The organism is Paenibacillus sabuli, from assembly GCF_014705605.1.
In the GTDB taxonomy this organism is placed as follows: Bacteria; Bacillota; Bacilli; order Paenibacillales; family Paenibacillaceae; genus Paenibacillus_D; species Paenibacillus_D sabuli.
On sequence record NZ_JACXIZ010000015.1, the window covers coordinates 57,117 to 81,287 of the forward strand.

At 62.8% G+C, this 24,171-nt stretch carries 17 protein-coding genes; 15 read left to right on the forward strand and 2 right to left on the reverse strand.

Going from position 1 to position 24,171, the window contains the following annotated elements; all coding sequences use genetic code 11:
- From IDH44_RS09070 to IDH44_RS09080, 3 genes are all read left to right on the forward strand, one after another.
- The gene (locus IDH44_RS09070) at window positions 1–1,308 is read left to right on the forward strand and encodes a mechanosensitive ion channel family protein (protein ID WP_190916858.1); all 1,308 of its coding nucleotides are present in this window, start codon (window positions 1–3) and stop codon (window positions 1,306–1,308) included.
- A 30-nt stretch (window positions 1,309–1,338) separates the two neighbouring features.
- The gene (locus tag IDH44_RS09075; RefSeq protein ID WP_190916860.1) at window positions 1,339–1,896 is read left to right on the forward strand and encodes a hypothetical protein; all 558 of its coding nucleotides are present in this window, start codon (window positions 1,339–1,341) and stop codon (window positions 1,894–1,896) included.
- Window positions 1,897–2,011: 115 nt separating this feature from the next.
- The gene (locus IDH44_RS09080; protein WP_190916862.1) at window positions 2,012–4,699 is read left to right on the forward strand and encodes a UxaA family hydrolase; all 2,688 of its coding nucleotides are present in this window, start codon (window positions 2,012–2,014) and stop codon (window positions 4,697–4,699) included.
- On the opposite strand, the gene IDH44_RS09085 is transcribed toward IDH44_RS09080, so the two are convergent.
- Entirely contained in the window at window positions 4,696–4,899 is a 204-nt protein-coding gene (locus tag IDH44_RS09085) for a nitroreductase family protein (RefSeq protein ID WP_190916864.1), read from the reverse strand. The genes IDH44_RS09080 and IDH44_RS09085 overlap by 4 nt on opposite strands.
- A gap of 158 nt (window positions 4,900–5,057) precedes the next feature.
- Between IDH44_RS09085 and IDH44_RS09090 the strand changes: the two genes are divergently transcribed.
- The 10 genes from IDH44_RS09090 to IDH44_RS09135 all read left to right on the forward strand — a co-directional run bounded on the left by IDH44_RS09090 (window position 5,058) and on the right by IDH44_RS09135 (window position 17,455).
- Window positions 5,058–6,419 (forward strand): MFS transporter, encoded by a 1,362-nt coding sequence (locus tag IDH44_RS09090; protein WP_223869507.1) that lies wholly within the window; start codon window positions 5,058–5,060, stop codon window positions 6,417–6,419.
- 143 nt (window positions 6,420–6,562) lie between these two features.
- Window positions 6,563–7,522 (forward strand): helix-turn-helix transcriptional regulator, encoded by a 960-nt coding sequence (locus tag IDH44_RS09095; RefSeq protein ID WP_190916866.1) that lies wholly within the window; start codon window positions 6,563–6,565, stop codon window positions 7,520–7,522.
- A gap of 158 nt (window positions 7,523–7,680) precedes the next feature.
- Window positions 7,681–9,522, forward strand: coding sequence for an ABC transporter ATP-binding protein (locus IDH44_RS09100; protein WP_190916868.1), 1,842 nt, complete (start codon window positions 7,681–7,683; stop codon window positions 9,520–9,522).
- Window positions 9,519–11,261 (forward strand): ABC transporter ATP-binding protein, encoded by a 1,743-nt coding sequence (locus IDH44_RS09105; protein WP_190916870.1) that lies wholly within the window; start codon window positions 9,519–9,521, stop codon window positions 11,259–11,261. Before IDH44_RS09100 ends, IDH44_RS09105 begins: the two co-directional genes overlap by 4 nt.
- An 87-nt stretch (window positions 11,262–11,348) precedes the next feature.
- Window positions 11,349–11,618, forward strand: a complete 270-nt coding sequence (gene rpsN / locus IDH44_RS09110; protein ID WP_190916872.1) for a 30S ribosomal protein S14 — start codon at window positions 11,349–11,351, stop codon at window positions 11,616–11,618.
- A 34-nt stretch (window positions 11,619–11,652) separates the two neighbouring features.
- Complete coding sequence (locus tag IDH44_RS09115) at window positions 11,653–11,985, forward strand: DUF3024 domain-containing protein (RefSeq protein ID WP_190916874.1); 333 nt, start codon at window positions 11,653–11,655, stop codon at window positions 11,983–11,985.
- Between the two features lie 34 nt (window positions 11,986–12,019).
- Entirely contained in the window at window positions 12,020–13,150 is a 1,131-nt protein-coding gene (locus IDH44_RS09120; protein ID WP_190916876.1) for an NAD(P)/FAD-dependent oxidoreductase, read from the forward strand.
- On the forward strand, window positions 13,144–14,850 hold the full coding sequence (locus IDH44_RS09125; RefSeq protein WP_190916878.1) for a nucleoside recognition domain-containing protein: 1,707 nt from the start codon (window positions 13,144–13,146) through the stop codon (window positions 14,848–14,850). Before IDH44_RS09120 ends, IDH44_RS09125 begins: the two co-directional genes overlap by 7 nt.
- 32 nt (window positions 14,851–14,882) lie before the next feature.
- Complete coding sequence (locus IDH44_RS09130) at window positions 14,883–16,100, forward strand: GTP-binding protein (protein WP_190916880.1); 1,218 nt, start codon at window positions 14,883–14,885, stop codon at window positions 16,098–16,100.
- Window positions 16,101–16,291: 191 nt separating this feature from the next.
- Window positions 16,292–17,455, forward strand: coding sequence for an MFS transporter (locus IDH44_RS09135; protein ID WP_190916882.1), 1,164 nt, complete (start codon window positions 16,292–16,294; stop codon window positions 17,453–17,455).
- A gap of 54 nt (window positions 17,456–17,509) precedes the next feature.
- Here the strand turns inward: IDH44_RS09135 and IDH44_RS09140 are convergent, their stop codons facing one another.
- On the reverse strand, window positions 17,510–19,708 hold the full coding sequence (locus IDH44_RS09140; RefSeq protein WP_190916884.1) for a bacterio-opsin activator: 2,199 nt from the start codon (window positions 19,706–19,708) through the stop codon (window positions 17,510–17,512).
- A gap of 124 nt (window positions 19,709–19,832) precedes the next feature.
- Between IDH44_RS09140 and IDH44_RS09145 the strand changes: the two genes are divergently transcribed.
- Window positions 19,833–23,255, forward strand: coding sequence for an S-layer homology domain-containing protein (locus IDH44_RS09145; protein ID WP_223869522.1), 3,423 nt, complete (start codon window positions 19,833–19,835; stop codon window positions 23,253–23,255).
- Between the two features lie 347 nt (window positions 23,256–23,602).
- Complete coding sequence (locus IDH44_RS09150; protein ID WP_190916888.1) at window positions 23,603–24,049, forward strand: GNAT family N-acetyltransferase; 447 nt, start codon at window positions 23,603–23,605, stop codon at window positions 24,047–24,049.
- Window positions 24,050–24,171 lie beyond the last annotated feature (122 nt).

Here is a 24,171-nt window from a genome sequence, read left to right on the forward strand (position 1 = left end):
ATGGGAGTCAAGGCTTTTATTCGAGAGACGTTGGCCGGCTGGGGCGTCCCGGAATCGTGGGTCGTCTATGTCGCCAACATCGTACTGATCGCGGGGATCGCGCTGCTTAGCATCGGGGCCAACTATGTCGCCAAAAAAATCGTGCTGCAGTTGATTACCCGCTTTGTCAACAGCAATCGCTACCGGTGGGACGATTATTTGCTGGAGCGCAAGGTGTTTCACAAGTTATCGCATCTTGTGCCGGCAGTCGTTATTTATTATGCTTCCTTTCTGTTCCCTGATTATCAGGCAGTGATCGTCAAGGGCGTCGCGCTCTACATTCTGGTCGTCTCGCTGCTCGTCGTCAACGCGTTTTTGAACGCGCTCAACGACATCTACGCCACCTTCGAGATTTCCAAGGCGCGCCCGATTCGGGGCTACATCCAGGTCGCGAAAATTATTCTCTTCGTGATCGGCGGTATCTTGCTCATCTCCAGCCTGATCGGCAGGAGCCCGCTTATTCTGCTCAGCGGCATCGGGGCGCTGTCGGCGGTCGTCATGCTCGTCTTCAAGGATTCGATCCTCGGCCTCGTCGCCGGCGTGCAGCTCACGTCCAACGATATGGTGCGGGTCGGCGACTGGATCGAAATGCCGAAGTACGGCGCGGACGGCGACGTGCTCGACATCTCGCTCAACACGGTCAAGGTGCAGAACTGGGACAAGACGATCACGACCATTCCGACGTACGCGCTCATCTCGGACTCGTTCAAAAACTGGCGTGGCATGACCATCTCCGGCGGCCGCCGGATCATGCGCGCCGTCTACATCGACACGAATTCCATCGTCATGTGCTCGCCGGAGATGATCGCCCGCTTCCGCAACATTCAGCTCCTCGAAGACTACATCCTCTCCAAGGAGCAGGAGGTGCAGCGTTACAACGAGGAGCACAATGTCAATCGCGCCATCACGGTCAACGGCAGGGCCCTGACCAATATCGGGACCTTCCGCGCGTATATGGAGCGCTACGTCAAGCATCATCCGAAAATTCATCGCGGCATGACCTGCATGGTCAGACAGCTCCAGCCTACGGAGAAGGGGCTGCCGCTGGAAATTTACGCCTTCACCAACGATATCGATTGGGCCGTGTACGAAAACGTGCAGGCGGATATTTTCGACCATCTTTACGCCGTCGCTCCCGAATTCGGCCTGCGCATCTTCCAGAATCCGAGCGGTGCCGATCTGCAGCGCGGCATGGAGCTGTCCGCCGTCCAGAGTCGGACCGGGACGCCGGCACGAGCGGTAGGCGCAATGGACAGCGGGGACGCGTGAGGGACAACCCAAAAGGAGCGTGGCCCAACCATGCGAAAAGGGAAAGGATGGATCGCGGCGCTTGTGCTCCTGCAAGCGCTCGTCTGGTGGCAGCCGGGAGAAGCAAAGGCTTGCTCGTGCGCGGTTGCGGAGAGCGTCGAAGCTGCGCTGGCGAGCGGCGACGTCGTGTTTGTGGGGCAGGTGGCGCTGATCCAGAAGACCTCGATCAAAAACGAAGCATATGACGCGGCGCTCGTCGAAGTGGACCGCGTCTACCAAGGGATCAAGGCGAATGAGGCCATTGTGTACACCGATTGGTCCTCGTGTCAGTTTCCGCTCGCTGCCGGGGAGCGTTATCTGCTGTATGCGCAAGAGCGCGAGGATCGCCTGATGGTGCACACGTGCTCGCGTTCGGCGGCGCTCTCCGAGGCGGCGGCCGATCTGCAATTGCTCGGAGCAGGCTCCGCGCCCTCGGAGCAAACGGATCTGCGCGATGCCTTCCATCGTCTCGGACAAGACAACCGGAGGCTGTACGGGCTGCTGGCGCTGCTCGTCGCCATCGGTGCAATCGCAATCATCGTGCGCCGGATGCGCGCAAGCAAAAGGTAAACTCCATATTGGTTCTCTATAATAAACTGGTTCATTATGATAAAAAAACTATTGTGTATTCGCGCCAAGAAGGATAAGTTAGAAGTAACTTATCTGATCAAGGAGCTTGATTCCGATGCAGCATGCAACGTTTGCTTTTGATGAAATCGGCCGTATCCCGCTGCCCGGCGACAATGTCGCAATCGCGACGCGCCGTCTGGAGGCGGGCACGAGAATTGTCCACGAAGGGCAGTCGCTGACGCTTGACTATACCGTTATGGAAGGGCATCGCTTCGCGATCCGCCCCATTGCGCCGGGCGAGCATCTGCTCTCGTGGGAGCTGCCGTTCGGCGTGGCGACCCGGGCGATCGCGCCGGGCCATTATGTGATCAATCCGACGACGCTTGGCGCGCTGGGGCAGCGCAACCTGGATTTTGCGTTGCCGCCGGCGCCGAACTTCGAGGAAGACACGCAGGTGTACACGCTGGACGAAGCGACGTTCCGTCCGGCCGAGGCGCCGGCGCCGCACGCCGAGACACGCACCTTCATGGGCTACAAGCGGAGCGCGGCGCGCGGCGTCGGCACGCGCAATACGATCGTCCTGCTCGGCACGACCTCGCAGACCGGCGGCTTCGTGACGCAGCTGGCCGACCGCTTGCGCGGCGTCGCGGACGCCCATCCGAATCTGGACGGCATCGTGCCGGCGGCGCATACCGAGGGCGGCGCGGCCAAGCCCAACAATCTGGGACTGCTACTGCGCACGCTGGCCGGCTTCATGGTCAATCCCAACGTCGGCGCGGTGCTGGCGGTGGATTATGGCACCGAGCCCGTGACGAACCGGATGCTCGAGGACTACATGCGCCGGCACGGTTATCCGCTGGGCGAGGTGCGGCACCGCTTCCTGACGCTCGAAGGCGGCTTCGAGCAGGAGCTGGACCGCGCCGAAGCGGTCGTGCGCAGCTGGGTGCCGGAGGTAGCGGGCGACGCGCGCACGGCCGAGTCGCTGCGCCATCTCAAGGTCGGCATGCAGTGCGGCGGCTCGGACGCCTTCTCCGGCATCTCCGGCAATCCGCTGCAGGGCTGGGTGGCCAAGGAGCTGATCCGCTATGGCGGCGCGGCCTCGCTGGCCGAGACGGACGAATTGATCGGCGCCGAGCCGTATGTGCTGTCCAAGGTGCGCGATCTGGACACCGCGCAGCGCTTCCTGGATCTGGTCGCGCGCTTCCGCGAGCGCGCGGGCTGGCACGGCGCGAGCGCGGAGGGCAATCCGTCCGGCGGCAACATGTACCGCGGCTTGTACAACATCGCGCTCAAGTCGATCGGCGCGGCGCAGAAGAAGGACCCCGAGACGCGCCTGGACTATGTGATCGAATACGGCGAGGCGATGCCGGAGACCGGCTACTACTTCATGGACAGCCCGGGCAACGACCTGGAGAGTATCGCCGGACAGGTCGCTTCCGGATGCAACATGATTTTCTTCGCGACCGGCAACGGCTCGATCACGAATTTTCCGTTCGTGCCGACGATCAAGATCGTCACGACGACCGAGCGGTACGAGCTGCTGCCCAGCGAGATGGACGTCAATGCCGGCGCCTACCTGGAGGGGACGCCGATGGAGGAGCTCGGCCGTCAGACGTTCGAGCTGACGGTGCAGGTCGCCTCGGGGCAGCTCAGCGCCGGCGAGCGCGCCGGTCACTCGCAGGTGCAGATCTGGCGCGACTGGGCGCAGACCGACGGCAGCCGGCTGGCCTCGCTGCTCGAAGCGCAAGAGCCGCAGGGCCTGCCGCTGCCGCTGCGGCCCGTAGCCGGAGCCGCCGCGCCGGCGGACTTCGCCGTCGCGCGCGGCGCGGACGGCGGTCCGCTCGGCCGGATCGGCCTGATCGTGCCGACGAGCCTGTGCGCCGGTCAGGTGGCGGCCGGCATCGCGGAGGAGCTGAATCGCAGCGGTCCGCTCGCGCGCTATGTGACGCTGCCGCACACCGAGGGCTGCGGCAATTCCGGCGGCAACGCCGAGCAGCTGTTCGCCCGGGCGATGGTCGGCTACGCGCTGCATCCGGCGGTGGGCGAATGCCTGCTGCTGGAGCATGGCTGCGAGAAGACGCACAACGATTACATGCGGCGGCGCATCGCGGCCGCCGGGGAAGACCCGTCGCGCTTCGGCTATGCGAGCATTCAGCTCGACGGCGGGATCGACGCGGTCTCGCGCAAGGTCACGGGTTGGTTCGCGCAGCGCCCGGCCGCGGAGGATGGCGAGCGGAGGACGAAGATCGGGCTGGACGGTCTTCGGATCGGTCTGATGGCGTCCGGGCCGCTGCCGGCTGCGGCGGTGCGGGAGGCGGCAGCGTTGACCTCGCTCATCGTGCAGGCGGGCGGGACCGTGGCAGTGCCGGAGAACAGCAGCTTGCTGGAGCACGCGGCGTATCGCGAGCTGTTCGAGGAGGAGACGCCCGCCCCGTCGCTGGCGTACGGCGATTCGATCCGCGAGGACGGCTTCCACATCATGGCGACGCCGACCGGCCATTGGGTGGAGACGATGACCGGGCTGGCTGCGACGGGCGTCGAGCTGATCGTCGCGCTCGTGCACGAGCGGCCGATGCAGGCGCATCCGTTTGTCCCTGTGCTGCAGGTGTCCGGCGATGCCTCGCTGTATGCGACGTATCGCGACGATCTCGATCTGCTGCTGCCGCAGCAAGCTGGCGAGGGGACGGAGCGGCTGCTCGGCCTGACGCGGGAGACGCTGGAGCGGCGCTACGCGCCGAAGTTGCAAGGCAAGGGCAATACCGGCATTCAGTTCACGCGCGGCCTGCTCGGCGTCTCGCTCTAGATCGGCAAGCCGAATTCAAGGACGGCAACGGCCTGTTCCTGCTCGCCGATGCCAAGCTGCTTGCGCACGGCTTCGTCGCCCATCCATGCCGGATGGGCGACTTTTGCGTCGATGCGCCGCTCGCGGGCCAGCAGGTTTACATTTTGCACGAGACAATGGCAGGCGGCGCGCTTGCAGCACCTCGCCGGCATCCGAAGCAAATTCGCGCTCCATGTCGGCAAGAAGTTGCGTGGCCAAGCGATAAGCAGCTTCCTCCCGATAACGTCCCCGCTTCAAAAGCGTGCGGACGAGCCGGAAACGACATGGTATACTGAAGCAATCGATCGGCATCGAAGGAAAGAGAAAAGAGGGTGATCGCATGGAGCTGGCGCGCACTGCCATGAAACGAAAGGATTTGCTGCTGATTACAGCCGTCGCGCTCGGCATTCTGCTGAATCCGCTCAATACCACGATGATCTCGGTCGCATTGGCTCGCCTTCAGGAGGACTTCCAGCTTACCTTCGGCGAGGTGTCCTGGCTGATCTCGACGTATTATTTGGCCAGTGCGATCGGGCAGCCGCTGATGGGCAAGTGGAGCGACCTGTACGGCCGCAAGCGCATCTTTATGTTCGGTCTGCTGCTCGTAACGGCTGCGTCCTGCCTGGCGCCGCTGTCGCCGAGCTTCGGCTGGCTGATCGGCTTCCGCATCATTCAGGCGTTCGGCAGCTCGGCGCTTTTCCCCGCGGGGATGGGCATCATTCGCGGTCAGATTACGTCCGGCCAGGCCCAGGCGCTCGGCATCGTCTCGATTTTTTCCAGCACGTCGGCGGCGTTTGGCCCTTCGATCGGCGGTTTCCTCTTGCATTACGGCGATTGGCCGCTCATTTTTTTATGCAACTTTCCGTTCATTATCGGCTCGTTCCTGCTCGCCTGGAAGCTGTTCCCCCGCGACCCCAAGCCGGAAGGTGGCGCGATGGCGATGGACTGGACAGGCGTTGCCTTGTTTTCGGCGACGATCTTCATGTGGCTGCTGTTTTTCCTTTCGCTCGCGAGCGGCTTTAGTCTGTGGCAATTTGCGGTCGGCGCGGCGTTGACCTATGGCTTGTACCGCTATGAGCTGCGCCGCAAGCAGCCGTTCATCAATGTCGCGTTTTTGCGAGACAATCGCAATGTGACGCTGATCTATGTCCAGTTTATTCTGACCAACATCGCGTTCTATTCGATCATGTTCGGCATCCCGTCTTATCTCCAGCAGGTCCAGGGCATGGACCCGCAGCAGACGGGGCTGGTGATGCTGTCGATCGCCGGCTTCAGCGTCGTCGTGACGCCGCTTGTCGGACGCTGGATCGAGCGCAGCGGCTCGAAGCGACCGCTGCTGGTCGGGACGGCCGCGGTCGTCGCCGGCAGTCTGCTGATGCTGTTGATCGGCGACCGGGCGAGCGCGCTCACGATCTTCCTCGTGCTCAGCGTGCTCGGCATCGCCAACGGCTTCAACAATCTGGGCATGCAGACGTCGCTGTACGCGTTCGTCGCCAAGGAGGAGACCGGCATCGCGTCCGGCTTGTTCATGACCTCGCGCTTCATCGGCACGATCCTCTCGTCCAGCCTGTTGGCGGCGCTGTTCGGCGATACGATCACCTCCGGCCATCTGCACAGCATGGCTTGGGTATGTGCGGCGCTGGGCCTGCTGATGCTGGCATTGACCGCGAGGATGCCGCAGGGGAGCAGTGCGACAGACTGATTGCAGGCATCGGCCAGGTATCATTCGTGCAGAGACGCCCAGACCTGCAGCACGTGTGGCGGCATATCCGAAATGCGCTATAATGAGAATGACTATCACTATCGCCGGGATGGAACGATGAGTTGAAACGGGAGGCGCCAGGCATGAACGAATCAACGAGACAATTGAATACGCGGCTGCGGGCATGGATGGAGGAAGCCCCGGGCCGCACTCCGGACCGTTCTTACTTTGCAGTGCCGGAGGAGCTGGGGGTCGGGGGCTGCAGGCGGATCGACATGAGCGACGGAGTCCAGCTGCATCTCAATACAATGTGCTTGAATCAATCGCTGTGTCTGGAGGGACGGACGCGCGGCCCGGTCTGGATGCTCGCCTGCTGCATGGCGGAGTCGATTCAGTGGACGCAGGAGGGCAGTGGCCGCCTGCACCGGATCGGCACTGGAGAATGCAAGCTGTACCCGCTCCAGGACATGACCGAGCGCTCGCTTTTCGAAGCCGGTATCCGCTACACAGGGGCCAGTCTGACGATCCGGCCCGAGCGATTGGCTGCTTATGGAGCGCCGGAGCTGGATCCTTCTCGATTGCAGCCGCACAGCTTCGGCATGACCGCCGACATGCGCCTGATCCTGGAGCAGGTTGCAGGCTGCGCGATGACCGGCAGATTGCGGGAGATGTATCTGGAAGCCAAGCTGTCCGAGATGCTGGCGCTCAGTCTGGCCGGACCCGGCCGCGCTGTTGCTGGACACGGGGCGCGCGGCGAGTTGTCGCGCACCGATCTCGCCCGTCTGCAGGAAGCGCGGGATATCCTCGATGCGCGCTTTGCGGCGCCGCCGGGTCTGGCCGAGCTGGCCCGGTCGGTCCAATTGAATGAGTACAAGCTCAAGCGCGGATTCAAGCAGGTATTCGGCAAGCCGGTGTATGCCTATGTGCTCGACAAGCGAATGATGGCGGCGCGCCGCATGCTGGAGGTGGAAGGCGTAACGGTGCGCGAGGCAGCCGAGCGCGTCGGCTATGCCAATAGCCAGCATTTTTCGCGCGCTTTTCAGCGCGCATTTCACTGCAATCCGAGTTCCCTTCGCACGGAACGAATCATCGGTCTGCGATAGGCCAGTCCTGTACATTCTGTCATTTTCAAAAAATCCCGATCGGGTAGCTCGGCTCCCGATCGGGTATGGACGCAGCAACGCCGCTCCCTTACACTGAAATTTATTGAGAATTGTTCTCAATAAATTTGGATTTGCAGGTATGGGAGAGGAGAATATCGATGAACCGCAAGACTAAAAATACCGAACTGTCCGCATTGCTGGCCATTGCGGGAGAAAAGAAAGGGCTGTTGCTGGCGGCCGCTGTACTGAGTGTATGTTCCGGCGTACTGCAGCTTGCGCCCTTTGTCGCGGTGTACCAGATTATCAAGGAGATGCTGCAGCAGGCTCAGGCACCCGCCGCAATCGGCGCCGAGGCGCTGCTTCGCTGGGGCGTCCTGGCGTTTGTTGCGATGCTGGCCTCGCTGCTTGCACTGTATGCTGGCAGCATGTGCTCGCATATTGCGGCCTTTCGCATCTTGTACCGGTTGCGCGTCAGGCTGTCCGGGCACGTCGCAGGCGTGCAGATGGGCTACCATACGCGCACAGCTTCCGGCGAAGTCAAAAAAATCATCGAATCAAGCGTAGAGAAGCTGGAAAATTTCATCGCTCACCAGCTTCCCGATCTTGTCACCGCATTCGTGATTCCGTTGCTGCTGATCGGCTATATGTTCTGGCTCGATCCATGGCTGGCACTCGTTTCGTTTATACCGATCGTGCTTGGCTTCTGGCTGCAGGGCCGGGTATTTCTCAGTGCCGAAGGCCGGCAGGCGTATCGCGATTACCAGCAGGCTGTGGAAGAAATGAACGCCACCGGCGTCGAATACGTGCGCGGGATGCCGGCGGTAAAAATATTTGGCATCAAGGCCGAATCATTCTTAACCTTTCACGACGCCGTCCAGCGCTACCGGGACATTTCCTTGCATATTACCGCGATTTGCAAGACGCCGTACAGTCTGTTTTTCGTTTTGATCAGCTCGTTGTTCACCTTTGTGGTGCCGGCCGGGATCCTTCTAGCCAGCGGACAGGCCGGCAGCCAGTCGTTCGCCTTGACGTTCATCCTGTTTCTGATTCTTGCGCCGAGCTTGTCGGCGCCGCTGCTCAAGCTGATGCTCATCGGGGGCGGGCTGCGCGATGTCGTGGAGAACAACAAGCGCATTGCCGCGATTTTTGCCGAGCCCTTGACGCCGGAACCGGCAGCGCCGCGCAATCCTGATGCCTACGATATTGTCTATCGCGGTGTGACATTTGCCTATGCGGAGCCAGGCAGCAGTGATTACAAACCGGCGCTGCATGAGATCGATTTTACTGCGCCGGCAGGCGCGCTGACCGCACTCGTCGGGCCATCGGGCGGCGGCAAGTCGACGATTGCGAATTTGCTACTTCGCTTCTGGGACGTGACGAGCGGCGAGATTGCGATCGGCGGCGTGCCCATCCGCGAGATTGGCACAGCGCGCCTGATGGCTGCTGTCTCGTTCGTCTTCCAGGACGTGCATCTGTTCTATGATACCATCGAGGCCAATATTCGAATGGGCAATACCGCCGCCTCCCGCGAAGCCGTGATCGCCGCCGCAGAGGCGGCTTGCTGCCATGCGTTCATCATGCGTCTGCCGGACGGCTACGCTACCAGGATCGGCGAAGGAGGCACCAATCTGTCCGGCGGCGAGGCGCAGCGCATTGCGATAGCGCGCGCGATTCTCAAGGACGCGCCGATCCTCGTGCTGGACGAGGCCACAGCCTATGCCGATGCGGAGAACGAGCAGAATATTCAGGCGGGCTTGTCCCGACTGATTCGCGGCAAAACCGTGCTCATGATCGCGCACCGGCTGTCCACCATCCGCAATGCACAGCAGATCCTGGTGATCCGGCAGGGGCGGGTTGTCGAACGCGGCACGCATGATGCGCTACGCGCGCAAGCCGGGCTGTACGAACAGATGTGGCAGGCACATATCCATTCAGCGGGTTGGCGGCTCGGGTCATATCCGGCGCGAAACGCCGCCGCCCAAGGGGGGAGCGCGGGATGAGACAATACCTTTATGATATTTCGGGCGGAGAACCGCGCAGTCTGTTGCCGTCCGTTGTCGCATCGCTATTGGACGGCCTGGTCAGAATCGTTCCGGCCGCGCTGCTGGTCGATCTCTTTCACACGCTGTATCAATCCGTCGCCGAGCCCGACAGCGGCCTGGACACCGGGCGCATGTGGCTGGTCAGCGGTATGCTGCTCGTCTGGCTGGGCGTCTCCTACGGGACTTACGCCCTGTTGTACGACAGATCGTACAAGGCAGCTTACAGTCTCGCCGCATCCGGCCGGCTGAAGCTGGCCGAGCACGTACGACGACTGTCACTCGGTTATTTCGGCAAGCGCGATCCGGGGGATATGACCAATCTGCTGCTCAGCGACTACGGGCAAGTCGAACATACAATCTCGCACAATCTGCCGCAGCTGGTCAGCGCTCTGATGCTGCCTGCGCTGGCGGCTGCCGGTCTGTTAGCCCTGGACTGGCGAATGGCGCTGGCGCTATTCATCGCGATTCCGTTCGGCGCGCTGCTGCTGCAGTTGACCGGCCGTCTGCAGACACGGCTCAGCGAGGATCATGTCCGCGCCAAAAACGAGGCCTCCAGCCGGCTCCAGGAGTATCTAGGGGGGATCCGCGAGATCAAGGCCCATCACATGGGCGGCGAACGCTTCGAACGGCTGCGGCTTGCCTTCGAGCGGCTGATGCGCGCCTCGATCCGGATCGAGGGGCTGCTCGGCCCGCTCGTCATGGGCGCCATGCTGCTGATGCGCTCGGGCTTCACTGTCATGATCGGGGTCGGCAGCTACCTGCTTGCCGGGGGCTCGCTGTCGCTCTCCGCGTTCCTGCTCTTCCTGCTCGTCGGCATTCGGGTATTCGACCCGCTCACCGCAGTATTGATGAGCTATACGGAGATGCGCTATTCCGCCTACAGTGCGCACCGTATTACGGAGGTCCGGCAGGAGAGCCCGCTCGAGGGAGTCGGGTTTGTCGATGCGAGCGGCCCGATCGTATTTGATCGTGTGACATTCGGCTACGAACGGCATTCCCCTGTCCTCCCTGAGCTGTCACTCGCGATTGAGCCGCGGAGCATTACCGCGCTCGTCGGACCTTCGGGCAGCGGCAAGAGCACGGTGACCCGATTGATCGCCCGCTTCTGGGACGTGCAGCAAGGCGTCGTCACGATCGGTGGCACGCCGGTGCGCGAGGCGAATCCGGAGCATCTGCTGCAGCAGATCTCGATGGTATTCCAGGATGTCTATCTGTTTCGCGACACGATCGGCAACAACATCCGCGTCGGCCGTATGGACGCGACGCAGGAGGAGATTGAGGAGGCCGCGAGGCGCGCGTGCTGTCACGACTTCATCCAGTCGCTCCCGCAAGGGTACGACACACCGGTCGGCGAGGGGGGATCGACGCTGTCGGGAGGGGAGAAGCAGCGCGTCTCGATTGCACGCGCGCTGCTCAAGGATGCGCCGATTGTCCTGCTGGACGAGGCGACCGCCTCGCTCGACCCGGAGAATGAGCTGGCGGTGCAGCAGGCGATCAATGCGCTCGTAGCTGACAAAACCGTGATCATTATCGCTCATCGGCTGAAAACGATCGAGCACGCCGACCGCATTGTCGTCCTCGACCAAGGGCGACTGATCGAACAGGGCACGCATAGCCAGCTGCGCGCGGCGGACGGGCTGTACGCCCGGTTGTGGACCATGCAGCAGGAAGCGGAGGGCTGGCATATCGAAGCCTAGGCATGGCTTGTACAAGGAGGGGTTGCCTTGAGCAGCTCCTTCTGCTAAAATACGTAATTATTACGAATAAAGGAGCGAAACACAAACATGGCCAAGAAATCGAAAATCGTCAAGGAGCGGAAGCGCCAGGCGACAGTCGCCAAGTATGCGGAGAAACGCAAGCAATTGAAAGAAAACAAGGATTATGCAGCACTCAGCAAGCTGCCCCGCAATGCCTCGCCGACGCGCTTGCATTCCCGCTGCGAGCTGACCGGCCGTCCGCACGCGTACCTGCGCAAATTCAAGGTATCGCGGATTGCCTTCCGCGAGCTGGCTTATAAAGGGCAAATTCCCGGCGTGAAAAAGGCAAGCTGGTAAACGAGCTGATCATCCGGGGAGGGGAACGGACAACATGGAATTGTTGACGAAGCGCAGGCTGGAGAAGGTGCTCGACGGCTATATCGCAAGCAAGGTGCCGCGCGATCTGCGCGGTGAAGTCCGGCTCGCGTATGCGTGGAGCGCCGAAGGCCTGGCCCTGTACGAGGAACGCCCGGATTACGAGCGGCGCTGCTGGGATCGCACACGGATTGCGCAATTGCGTCCATCGCAGCAGGGCTGGGACGTGTATGCGCCGGCGGCGAATGAGGACTGGGCGACTGTCTGCTCGATTGCGCCGCACCCGGACTTCGAGGCGCAGCTGGAGCAGATTGAGCTGGACCGGGAAGGCTTGTTTTGGATTTCTTAAATAGTAAAATTTACAATAAAGAAGAGGGTTGCAGATGGAATCGTTCGATTGTATCGTGGTCGGCGGCGGTCCGGCCGGACTCGGCGTCGGCAGTATCCTGCAGGAGCTGAAGGTCGAGCGTCTATGTATTCTGGAGCGCGCCGTTATCGGCGCTTCCTTCCGCATGTGGCCGGAGGAGATGCGGATGATCACGCCATCCTTCACCGGCAATGCCTACGGCATGCTGGATCTGAACGCGATCTCGCCGACGACTTCGCCGGCGTATACGCTCGGCACGGAGCATCCGTCCGGTAAGGCGTACGCGGATTACCTGGAGGGTGTGGCGGCTTATCGCGAATTGCCCGTAAGGACCGGCGTCGATGTGACCGATGTACAGTCGTGCGAAGGCGGCGGTTTCGAGCTGAGGACCTCGGCCGGTCCGCTCCGGAGTCGCTTTGTCGTCTGGGCGGCCGGTGAATTCCAGTATCCGCGGCTGGACGCTTTTCCCGGGGCGGAGCACGGCGTACACAGCAGTCTAATCCGCAGCTGGCGCGATTGGCCGGGCGAAGAGGCGGTCATCGTGGGCGGCTACGAGAGCGGCGCCGACGCGGCGATCCACTTGAGTCGGCTGGGCAAGCGGGTCACGCTGATCGACCGCAACGGCCGCTGGACGGAGAAGGGCAGCAGCGATCCGAGCGTCGAGCTGTCGCCCTTTACCAAGGACCGGCTGCGCGACTCGCCGGACGGACGCATGGATCTGCTTGCGGGCTGGGAGGTCAAGTGGATCGAGCATGACGCCGCGCAAGGGCGTTATCTCGTCTATTGCGAAAATGGCGTAGGCGAGAGCCGCTTCGTCCAATCGGACCAACCGCCGATTCTCGCCACGGGGTTCAAGGGAAGCCTCCAGTTGGTCAGCCATCTGTTCGAGAGGGATGTGCATGGCGCCGTGATGCTGGGCAAGCACGACGAGTCCACGCAGACGTCCGGTCTGTTCGTCTGCGGTCCCGGCGTGGCGCACGGCCATTTGCTGCTCTGCTTTATCTACAAATTCCGGCAGCGCTTCGGCGTCGTCGCGGGAGCGGTAGCTGAGCGGCTGGGACTGGACACCGAAGCCCTGAGCGTCTACCAGGAACGGGGCATGCTGCTGGATGATCTGAGCTGCTGCGAGGAGGATTGCCAGTGCTGACGTCCCCGCCTGCGGGACGGACCGCCGGGCAGAGCGAGCGGGCCGGCTCGCGGACAATGATGCTGGTCGGATTCGAATCGGCCGGCAAGTCGGCGCTGTTTCGCGGCTTGACGGGCGACCGGACGGGAACGGTGGCGAATTTTCGCGGCTCGACGGTGCAGGCGCGCCGTGCGCGCCTCGCGGCGGAGCTGGAGCTGGCCGATCTGCCAGGCATACGGCTGAGCGACGACAGCGAGACGACCCGTACCGCGCTGGACGCCGCTGCCGCCGCCGATACGGTGATGCTGGTGGTGCGGGCTACGCACGCCGCGGACGAGCTGCCGCGGCTGCTGGACGCCGTGCCGACCGGACGCCGGCCGGCCGCGCTCGTGCTGACCTTCGCCGACAAGCTACCCTCGCAGATCGAGCGCCTGCAGCATTACTATACGGACTGGCTCGGTATTCCTGTCGTGACAGCCGATGCGCGCAGCGTCGGCCCCGAGCTTCGTCGAGCGTTGCTGCGCGCCTGTACGACTGCCGCGCCGATCCGGTCTGGCGCGCGGCACACGCTAGCTTCGGATTTTCCGGGTCTGCGGCCGCAGACGACCTGGTTCGAGCACGCGCGATGGGGCCGGCCGCTGGCGCTGGCGGCGACGCTGCTGATGTTCGCCGGGCCGGTCTGGCTGGCGTACCTGCTCTCGAACGCCCTCCAGCCGGTGGCGGACCGATATCTGATCGAGCCGCTGGTGCAGGTGCTGGACGGCGCGTCGCCGCTGGCGCAAGCGCTGCTGGTAGGCGATTACGGACTGCTCACGCTCGGCTGGTACTCGTTCCTGTGGGCCTTCCCGGTTGTGGCGCTGCTCGGCCTGAGCGTGGCACTGACGGAGGAGAGCGGCCTCAAGGATCGCATCACCGATGCGCTGGACGGCTGGATGCGCCGCATCGGGCTGAGCGGACGCGATCTGATCCCGGTGCTGTCCGGGTTCGGCTGCAATGTCGTGGCCGTCTATCAGAGCCGAGTCTGCAGCGCCTGCACCCGCAAGTCTTGCGTTTCGCTGATCGCCTTTGGCTCGGCCTGCAGCTACCAGATTGGCGCCTCGCTCTCTTTGTTCGGTTCGGCCGGGCGACCGTGGCTGTTTGTGCCTTACATCGGCGCACTGGTACTGGTCGGCGCGCTCCATACCCGGCTGTGGCAGGAGAAGGGGCAGCGGACGCGCAATCATGCCGCACCGCTCCACGACACGGCGACCTTCGTGCAGCGTCCGCGGCTGCGCGCGTCCCTTTGGCGCCTCAGGGCGACGGTGCGGCAATTTTTGCTGCAGGCGATGCCGATCTTTCTCGGCATCTGCGTAGCGGCGGCCTTGCTGCAGCAGAGCGGTCTGCTCGAGCGGATCGCAGGCATTACCGGACCGCTGCTGCAAGGCTTCGGCTTGCCCGCGGAGGCAGCGCCCGGCGTGCTTTTTTCCGTGCTGCGCAAGGACGGCCTGCTCGTCCTCAATCAGGGCGGCGGCGAGCTGGTGCAGGCCATGACGGCAGGGCAAATATTCGTCCTCGTGTATCTGGCCTCGACCCTGACGGCATGTCTGGTCACGCTGTGGACGGTGCGCAAGGAGCTCGGCGCCCGCTATGCCGCCGCGCTGGCCGGCAAGCAAGCGCTGACTTCACTCGGGACGGCAGCGCTCATGGCGCTGGCGATTGGCCTGCTCGGCGGCCTGACGTAGACAGACAAGATCGATGAAGGAGGTATTCACCAGTGACACTACTAGATTCCAATTCCAACGAACACGAAGCGCCGACCAGGATCCCGGTTACCGTGCTGAGCGGCTACCTGGGCGCCGGCAAGACGACCATACTCAATCATGTCCTGAACAATCGCGAAGGGCTGCGTGTCGCAGTCATCGTCAACGATCTGAGCGAGGTCAATGTGGACGCCGATCTGATCGCAGGCGGCGGCGGGCTGAGCCGCACCGAGGAGAAGCTGGTGGAGATGTCCAACGGCTGTATCTGCTGCACGCTGCGCGACGACCTGCTGCAGGAGGTGGAGCGCCTGGCCAGGGAAGGCCGCTTCAATTATATCCTGATTGAATCGACGGGGGTCGGGGAGCCGCTGCCGGTCGCGCAGACCTTCACCTATGTCGACGAGGAGCTGGGCATCGACTTGTCGAAGCTGACCCGGCTCGATTGCATGGTAACCGTCGTCGACGCTTATCATTTCTGGCAGGATTATCATACACGCGAGACGCTGCGCGACCGGGGGCAGCACGCCGCCGAGGAGGATACGCGCGGCGTCGTGCATCTGCTGATCGAGCAGGTGGAATTTTGCGACGTGCTGATTGTCAACAAGTGCGATCTGGTCAGCGAAGAGGAGCTAACCCGGCTGGAGTCTGCGCTGCGCAGCCTGCAGCCCCGTGCCCGGATGATTCGAACCACGCACGGCCGGATCGATCCCAAGCAGATTCTGGATACGCATCGCTTTGACTTTGAGGCGGCGAGCCAGTCAGCGGGGTGGATTCGGGAGCTGCAGCGGGAGCATCATACCCCGGAGACCGAAGAATACGGCATCTCCTCGTTCGTCTACGCGCGCAAAACGCCATTCCATCCGGAGCGGCTACTCAAGTGGATGGCCAAGTGGCCCAAACCGATCGTGCGCACCAAGGGACTGCTCTGGCTGGCGACGCGCAACAACATGGCCATTTCGTTCAGCCAGGCCGGCGTCTCGCGGCAGCTGTCCCCTGCCGGATTGTGGATCGCGGCGTTATCCGAGGAGGAGCGGCAGGCGTATTTCGGCGGCGACTATCCCAAGACGCCGGATTGGGACGACAAGTGGGGAGACCGGATCACCAAGCTCGTGTTCATCGGAGTGGACATGGACCAGCGCGAGATCGTGCGCACGCTCGACACGGCGCTGCTCACCGCGGAGGAACTGGAGGGCGACTGGCGCGAGCTTCCCGATCCGCTACCAGCATTTTGACGCGCTCGAGGTCGGAAGGATAAGGCGAAGAAGCGCGAGTCGGAGTAGCGGAGGCGAACAATTCGCCGTCCCTTCTTCCCATATCCGGTGTCAGCGACTATAATGGAGGGATGCTTGTCCGATCGCGCCTCGCTTGTCCGAGGCGGCTGCGCGCTGTACAGGCTCACTCTATCCGAAGAAGGAAGTCTTACATGTCTACACCATTACATACACTTGTCTGGTTTTATTTTTTTGTTTATATGGTTAACGCGGTGTACGGGACGTTCGCGCCGGTTTATTTCGAGCACATCGGCTTTTCCAATACCCAGATTGGCTTGCTGCTGTCGGTCGGCCCCCTGGTTGCGGTGCTGGCGCAGCCGTTCTGGGGCACGGTCGGCGACCGGGCCCAGACCAAGAACAGCGTTCTGATGATGCTCCTTGGGGGAAGCGCGATCTGCATGCTCGTGTTCCCGCTGTCCGGGCATTTTATTTTTGTACTCGTGCTGATCTGCCTGTACATGTTTTTTCAGACCCCGGTGTTTGCCGTCGGAGACGCGATTACGCTGGAGGTGCTGGACCGGCGCGGCAGCGGCAATTTCAGCCTGATCCGGATGGGCGGCACGTTCGGCTTTGCGATCATGTCGGTCGTGTTCGGTTTCATTGCCAACGAGCAGGTCGGGCTGCTGTTCCCGGTCAACGCGGCTGTCTTCTGCATCTGCCTGCTGCTCGTGCTGCGCTTCCCGCGCGTGGAAGGGCATCAGAGCCACGGCGTCAAAATGCACATGGGCATGCTCTTCCGCTACCGCAAGCTGATGCTGTATATGGCGGCGAGCTTCCTGTTCCATGTGACGCTGGGCTATTACTACTCGTTCTTCCCGCTCTACTTCCAGGAGCTCGGCGCGACCAACGCCTGGGTCGGCTGGTCGATGCTCGTCTCGTCGCTCAGCGAGATTCCGTTCCTCCTGCTGTCGGCGTATCTGTTCAAACGGGTGCGCATCTCGTATATTCTGCTCGGGGCAGGTATTGCCACGGCTGTGCGCTGGTATGTGTACTCGATCATCGAGAATCCGTGGTGGATGTTCCCGGCGCAGGCGCTGCACGGCGTCATCTTCATCGTGCTGACGGTGACGATGGCGATCGTCATCAATCGCGAGGTGCCCGGCGAGCTCAAGGCGAGCGGACAGACGCTCCATGCACTGCTCTGCCTTGGCGTGGCGCGCATGATCGGCAGCTTTTTCGGCGGGATCACGAGCGATGCGATCGGTATGCGGGAGACCTTTTTTTACAATTCGCTGCTGGCCGGGGCGGGGGTGATCGTCTTCGGGGCGATCTTCTGGATCAAGGAGCGCAAGGAAGGGACGCGGGCGGCCGCTTAGGCCGCTCGCTTTTTTTAGGATGTAAAACCATGAGGGGCAATTTGATGCTCGATGCTATCCAGAATTGCGATTCACGACATGCGCCAGATGCTGCAGCGCGGTACGGGTCTGGCGATACAAGGTCGCCCGGCTGACGTGGAAATGCTCGGCGAGCTCGTTTTTGTTGCGGGTTCGCCGCAGATAGATCTCCCGCAGGATCGCCTGCTCCTTGGCCGTCAGCGGATAAGGGGGCTCGGCCATCGTGAGGATGGCCTCAAGCTGGGCGAGCGCCTCCGGACCGAACGTCCGAGGGCCAGGAAGCGCGAGTGACCGGTGATGTGGCCCAGGCTCGAACAACTGCTTGAGCAGGGTCTGAACCTCGCGCCAGGACAAGAATGCGCTGGCCACATCCGGCTGCGTCGCAACTGCAGTCTGAGCCGGCCGGATGCCCGCAAGCGAAGGCATGGTCGCATCCTGTCCATATGATAACTCAACCGGATCGGCTGCGGCGAAGGTATCCGAACGGGCGGATGCATCTTGGGGAGCGAGCGGCGTATGATCAGTCTGCCGCACAATGCGCGCTATCCACGCCGGAAAGCGCTCCTCCCGAAAATCGATCTCCCAGCCTGTAAGAGTCGCCGTCTCCGTCATGCCGGAGGCGCCAAGCGTGCCGCGCGCTGTGAAGCCGAGCTGCGGCAGCAATGCGTTCAGTTGCGGGTCCGCCGTGGCGAGGATGCCGCGCCTGCCGCGCGTCATCGCGATCAGCCAATGCTGCAGCAGCAGCGCGCCAAGCGCCTCGGGCGCATACAGCGTCTGATCGGTGTCGACGGCGGCCAGCAGCACGAGCACAGTGTCGGCTTGCTCCGGCGGCAGACGACGCAGCGCGTAGGCATCCGCACCGAGCAGGTCGAGCAAGCCCGGCGCATAGCGCTCCAGCAGCGGCCAGGTCCGGGCATGCAGCTCCAGCCCTGCACAGAAGGCGAGCGGCCGGGCCGTCTCGTCGCGCACCACAAACACGCCGCCGGGACTGCTTCGCACCAGTTCCTCGAGCAGCGCCGGGTACGTCTGCGCAGGCACCGCCTCGGTCTGCCAGTCGCCGCCTGCGACCGAGTCGGTCAGCAGGCGCAGCAGCTCCGGCAGATCCTCGGGACGATACGGCTCCTGCGCAGCGGGCGGCAGGTACATGGAGAAGTCCGCGTAGCTGCTCGCAGCGGGCAAGTACGCCCGATACAGCTCGAGTACGTGCGCGGCGATCGCCATCTGCCGCCTGCGCTGCGCCTGAGGATAGGCGTCGGACAAGAGGGAGAAGGCCCGCCTGCGCATCCGCTGGAATTGGGAGACGTGCCGGCTCTGCCAGTCGGCGCGCAGCAGCTGCGCCACAACCGGGTGCAGCACGAGGCCGTCGCGCGTCTGGCGGACGCAGGATAGCTGCGCCAGATCGCGGTAGGCGGCATCGTCCAGGGGCTCGACCAGCAGCGCCGACAGCAGCTGCTGGTCGGCGGCCGGCAGCAGGGCGAGCGCCGTCATGGCGCGGTAGATCGTCGGGGATGCGGCCTCGCGCAAAAAATCGGCGCTCAGGGCGGCGGGGATGTCCGGCTGCGGGTCTTGCCGATCCCTGGTCCGGCTCCGCACCAGATCGACAGTGAGCGCGAGCAGCAGCGGATGGCCCTCGCTGCGCTGTCCGATGAGGCGTCTTCGCCCTTCGTCCAGGCCGCTGTGCGCCAGATACGCTTGCACTTGAGAGCGTGTGAATACCTCCAGCGGGCGCTTGACGGTGCGCGGCCCCCACTGCGGATGCGTGTGCCAGCGCAGCGGCAGGCCGCTGCGGGAGGCGAATACGAACAGCACGCGAGCGGCGTCGAGGCGGGGCAAAAAAGCAGCCAGCAGCCAGCCGTAGACGGCCGGCAGGGTCGCTTCGCAATGATCCGCCAGCACGAGATGGGGACGACTGTGAAGCTCGGCTGTCACAAAATCGAGCTGAGACACATCATGCGGACGGGTCCGGTTGTACGCGCTGGCGAGCCCGAGCTCGAGCGCGTTCAGGAAGGCGGCGGGCGTGACGAGCTCGCTCTGCCCGTCCAGCCACAAAGCCGGCAGCTCGGCTCGTCTGGCCTCGTCCGCCATCTGTGCGAGCAGCGTCGTCTTGCCGATGCCGCCGATGCCGCAGATCGACAGAATGGTCGTGCTTGCACCGGGATTGCCCTGCCACTGCCGCAGCAGCTCCAGCTCTCGTTCGCGACTGATCATGCGCGCCGTCGTCATCTCTTCCGTCATCCTCCGATCGTCTTCCCGCGGATCCGCGTGAATCATTTTTGAGACACTTCGCATTGTGCTTCTATCATATACTATAAGGCGACTCTATGAAATGACAGCAAGCAAGAGGAGGTCGCCAGCAGTGATGCAACGCATCCCATTCATCAGTCTATGCCTGCTGCTCGTATCCATGAGCATGGCAGGCCTGATCCCGCGCGCGCAAGGAGCGGGACCCGATTCCGAGGCGCCGCCGGTCCGGCAAGGCTGGGTCACGGTGTCGACCGCCGCACAGCTCGCTTATGTGAGCGCGCATCAAGCGGACTATCTTGAGGCGCAGCTTCGGCTCGACGGCAACGTTGATCTGACCGGCTACGACTGGGTGCCGATCGGCGGCAACGGCGCGCCGGCCTTTACCGGCCTATTCGACGGCGGCGGCTATAGCCTTACAGGCCTGACCCTTGACAGCAGTCTGGAGGAGGCCGGATTATTTGGCACCCTGTCCGGTACGGCCCGGCACCTGAGCCTGGATGTCGACCTATCCGGCGCTCAATACGCCGGTGCGCTTGCCGGGAAGACAGACGGCGCCAGCGTCACGTTCGTGGCGGCATCCGGGCGCGTCGCCGGCGGCGTCGACGACACAATTACTGCGACAGGTGGTCTGGCCGGCCTTGCCGTCAATTCGTCCATCAGCCGCGTGTCATCGCGAGTTGCAGTTACCGGGGGCACAGCCCCCAATGTATACGCCGGCGGCTTGATCGGATCGCACGGGGCCGGGTCGACGCGGGATGCCTACGCGACCGGCGCGGTGACGAGCGTGGACGGCGGCTATCTGCATATCGGCGGCTTGATCGGACAATTCATCTTCGGCAGTCTGGCGACGAGCTATGCGGCAGGGCCGGTCTCCGGCAGCGCCATGTATATGGTTAGCGGCGGCTTGATTGGCGGACTGGATTTTGAATGGACAATGACGGACAATTATTTCGATCTCGAGGCCACCGGTCAACCTGCAGGCGCCTACGGTGACGCGCAGCCAGGCATCGCAGCATTGACCACATCGCAGATGCGGACGCAATCCGAATACGCGGGTTGGGATTACGCAGCGGCCTGGGCGATTGCTCCGAGTGTCAACGACGGCTATCCGTACCTGCGGCCGCAGGTGCTGAGCGATTCGCTGCCTACCGGCAAAAAAGACATGCCGTATACGGCAGTGCTGGAAGGCTTCGACGGCGCTGCGCAAGGCTTGAGCTGGCAAGCGAGCGGATTGCCGGAGGGGCTGACCCTCAACAGCGGCGGCGCAATCGCCGGCACGCCGGAGCAGAGCGGGCGATTCGACGTGTCGGTCGTGGCGACCGATGCGGGGGAGGCGGCGGCCACGGCGTCGCTGCAGCTCGAAGTATCCGAGGATGCGTCGCCGGTGCAAGGGCTGTCCGTCCTGCCTGGCACGGCGCTGGGCAGCGTATCGTTCACAGCCGCGACGGAGATGGCGGGCCACGCCTTCGCTTACCGTCTCGACGATGGGGGGATCGAGCAGCGGCCGCTGCGCGGCGAGCAGTTGCCCGGCGACGCCTTGTCCTACGCACTCGGCTCGGACATCTCAGGCGCTCGGGAGGGAGATGCGCTGATCGTCTATGAGACGGATACAGGCGGCGCGATCTGGGCGTGGAGCCGGGTAATGCTCACGGCGGCGCATATTCGCCAGCCTGTGGCGGTGAGCGGCGTGACGCTGACGCCAGCTAGTCTCACGCTGACCGCGGGAGGCGCAGCGTCGGCGCTCAGCGCGGTCGTCGCGCCGGCGGATGCGACCGACCCGGCTGTGACGTGGAGCTCGAGCGCGCCCGAGGTCGCGACAGTGGATGCGACGGGGCAGGTGACGCCCGTGGAGCCGGGCCTTGCGACGATTACCGTCACGACGACGGACGGCGGCCATACCGCGAGCACGGCGGTCACGGTCGAGGTTCCGCCGCCGCTGACCGGCGCGGTCGCAGGCGCCGTGTACAGCGCGGCAGGCGTGGCGATCCCCGAGGCGCGCGTGACGATCCAGGGCGATTCGACATGGACGGATGTCGACGGGCAGTTTCGACTGGAGGGCTTGAGCGCGGGGACGCACCCGCTAGCGGTCGAGGCGGACGGCTACGTCAGCGAGGAGCGGCTGGTGTCGGTCGTGGCGGGAGAGACCGTCCAGACCGGCGCTATCGAGCTGGCCCTGCTCCTTCCGGTCGATCCTGATCCGGAACCCGAACCCGAACCCGAGCCAGAGCCGGAGCCGGGACCAGAACCTCAACCCGAGCCAGAGCCAGAGCCAGAGCCCGAACCGGGACCGCAGCCCGGCAAGCCGCAATCCGAGCTCGATTCGCAGCAGCTGCACATTCGGCTCGACGGCCAATCGGTCCCCGTGACGGCCTTGTACGGCTCCAGTGCGGATGGCAGACCGCAGCTGCGCGTGCTTCCCGCCGCTCGGCTCCTGGCAGCAGCCTTTGATGGAGCCGCACGGGTGACATTGAAGGTCGACAATCCAGTACCGGTTGTACGGTTGGAGCTCCCCGGTACAGCGGTGCGCAGCATCCTGGAGCAGCAGCCCGCCGCCGAATTGCGCCTGGTCGTGCGCGGCGCGTCATTTACAGTGCCGCTGCGCGTGTGGCAGGATGCCGCACCCGACGAAGAACCGACCATCGTCATTGCCGTGGCTTCGACTGCGGCGGAATCGCAAGTGGCCCGAGGGCTGGCCGCGCTTGACGGAGAGGCGACCCTCCTTGCCGCCCCGTATGAATTTGTCTTGCTTGCAGGAGCAAGTGAGCTTCGCGATTTTGACGGTCTGTATCTGGAACGGGCATTTGAGCTGCGCGAGGGGGCTTCTACGAAGACATCGACGGTCTTGTGGCTGGACGATCGCTTGCAGCCGCATTTCGTCCCCGCCGTCTTCGGCACAGTAGACGGCGCGCCCGCAGCTACGTTTTATGCACCGCAGGGCAGTCTTTTCGCGGCCGTTTCGTCTGAGCGTCGCTTGGACGATGTCGCAGCGCACTGGGCCCGGCGCGAGATCGAGCTGCTGGCCGCCAAGCGGCTGCTGGAGGGGACAGCGGCGCACGCATTCGAGCCGGACCGTCCGATTACGCGTGCGGAATTTACGGCTCTGCTGGTGCGCGCACTTGGCTTGACGCAAGCTTCGGCGGACCAGGCACTCCCGTTCGCGGATGTGGCGCCGACCGATTGGTATGCCGGAGCGGCGCGCGCAGCGTATGGGGCGGGCTTGATCGCGGGCAATGCCGACGGCACGCTGCGGCCGAATGCGACGATTTCGCGTGAAGAGCTGGCGGTCATGCTGGTGCGCGCCGCCGACTTCACCGGCCGCAATTCCGTAGGGCTGCTGAAGCCAGCTGGTCTGGACCGCTTCGCCGATGCAGATACGATCTCCCGCTGGTCAGCCGACGCCGTCATCACCGTAGTAGGACTGGAGCTGATGCAAGGCGTCGCAGATGGCGCATTCGCACCGCAGGCCCAAGCGACACGCGCACAGAGCGCGGTCGTGCTGGCGCGCCTGCTGCGCCTGCTGGGATTGATTGACGGTTGACCCAGGGAACCGTATCATCGGTACGGCACAAGCGGAGTATAGAATTGGGTGGTCATTGACACAAGCGAATGACATGCATATAATAACGTTATAAAATTTGGCAAGGAGGCTGATGTGAAATGAAAAAACGAATGATGAATGCGCATAATCCATATGCTTACCACACATTGGTCTCTTCGGACGAACAAGGATCTTAAACGCTATGTGCAACTAGTTGATGACACATAGCCGTTCCGATGCCGCAGGAGACCTTATAGGTTTCTTGCGGCATTTTTTTTTGCGTATGCCGCAGGATAGTTCTGCGGTTTTTTTGTTCAAAAATTCATCCATTTCAGGAGGAACGTTCAATGGGAATTCATCTTGAGCCCGTGTCGGCCGATAACTGGTATGCGTGTACGAAACTAAAAGTTAAACCCGAGCAACAACCAGTTTTTCCGGCACCTGTTGTTTATTGGATCGCTGAGTCTAAATTTGTGGATGATTTTGAACTGCGTGCAGTATATTGGGAGACTGATCTAGTCGGTTTTATTGTTTTTTGCAAGCATCCGGACGAGGAGGGAAACTATTGGATACCGGCCTTGATGATCGATGAAAAGCATCAAGGTAAAGGCTTCGGAAAGTCAGCCATGCATGAGCTCATCGCGAATATGCGCTCCATGAAATGCAAGCGAATCATGATCGGACACCGCCCGGATAACCGGATTGCCGGAGCGTTGTATGAAGCACTGGGATTCAAGAAGGTAAGTGAGGCAGCAATCGATGGCGAAATCATACGTTTGCTGCAGCTTTCTTAACCTGCAATGACTTCCTATAGCAGCTTGTCGGCAGTCATTTGCCAGTAATAATGGTAAAAAAAGCGCAGGATTAAGTTCTGAAACAGTCAGAACGGCACGACGCTTATGGACGAGGCTGACTT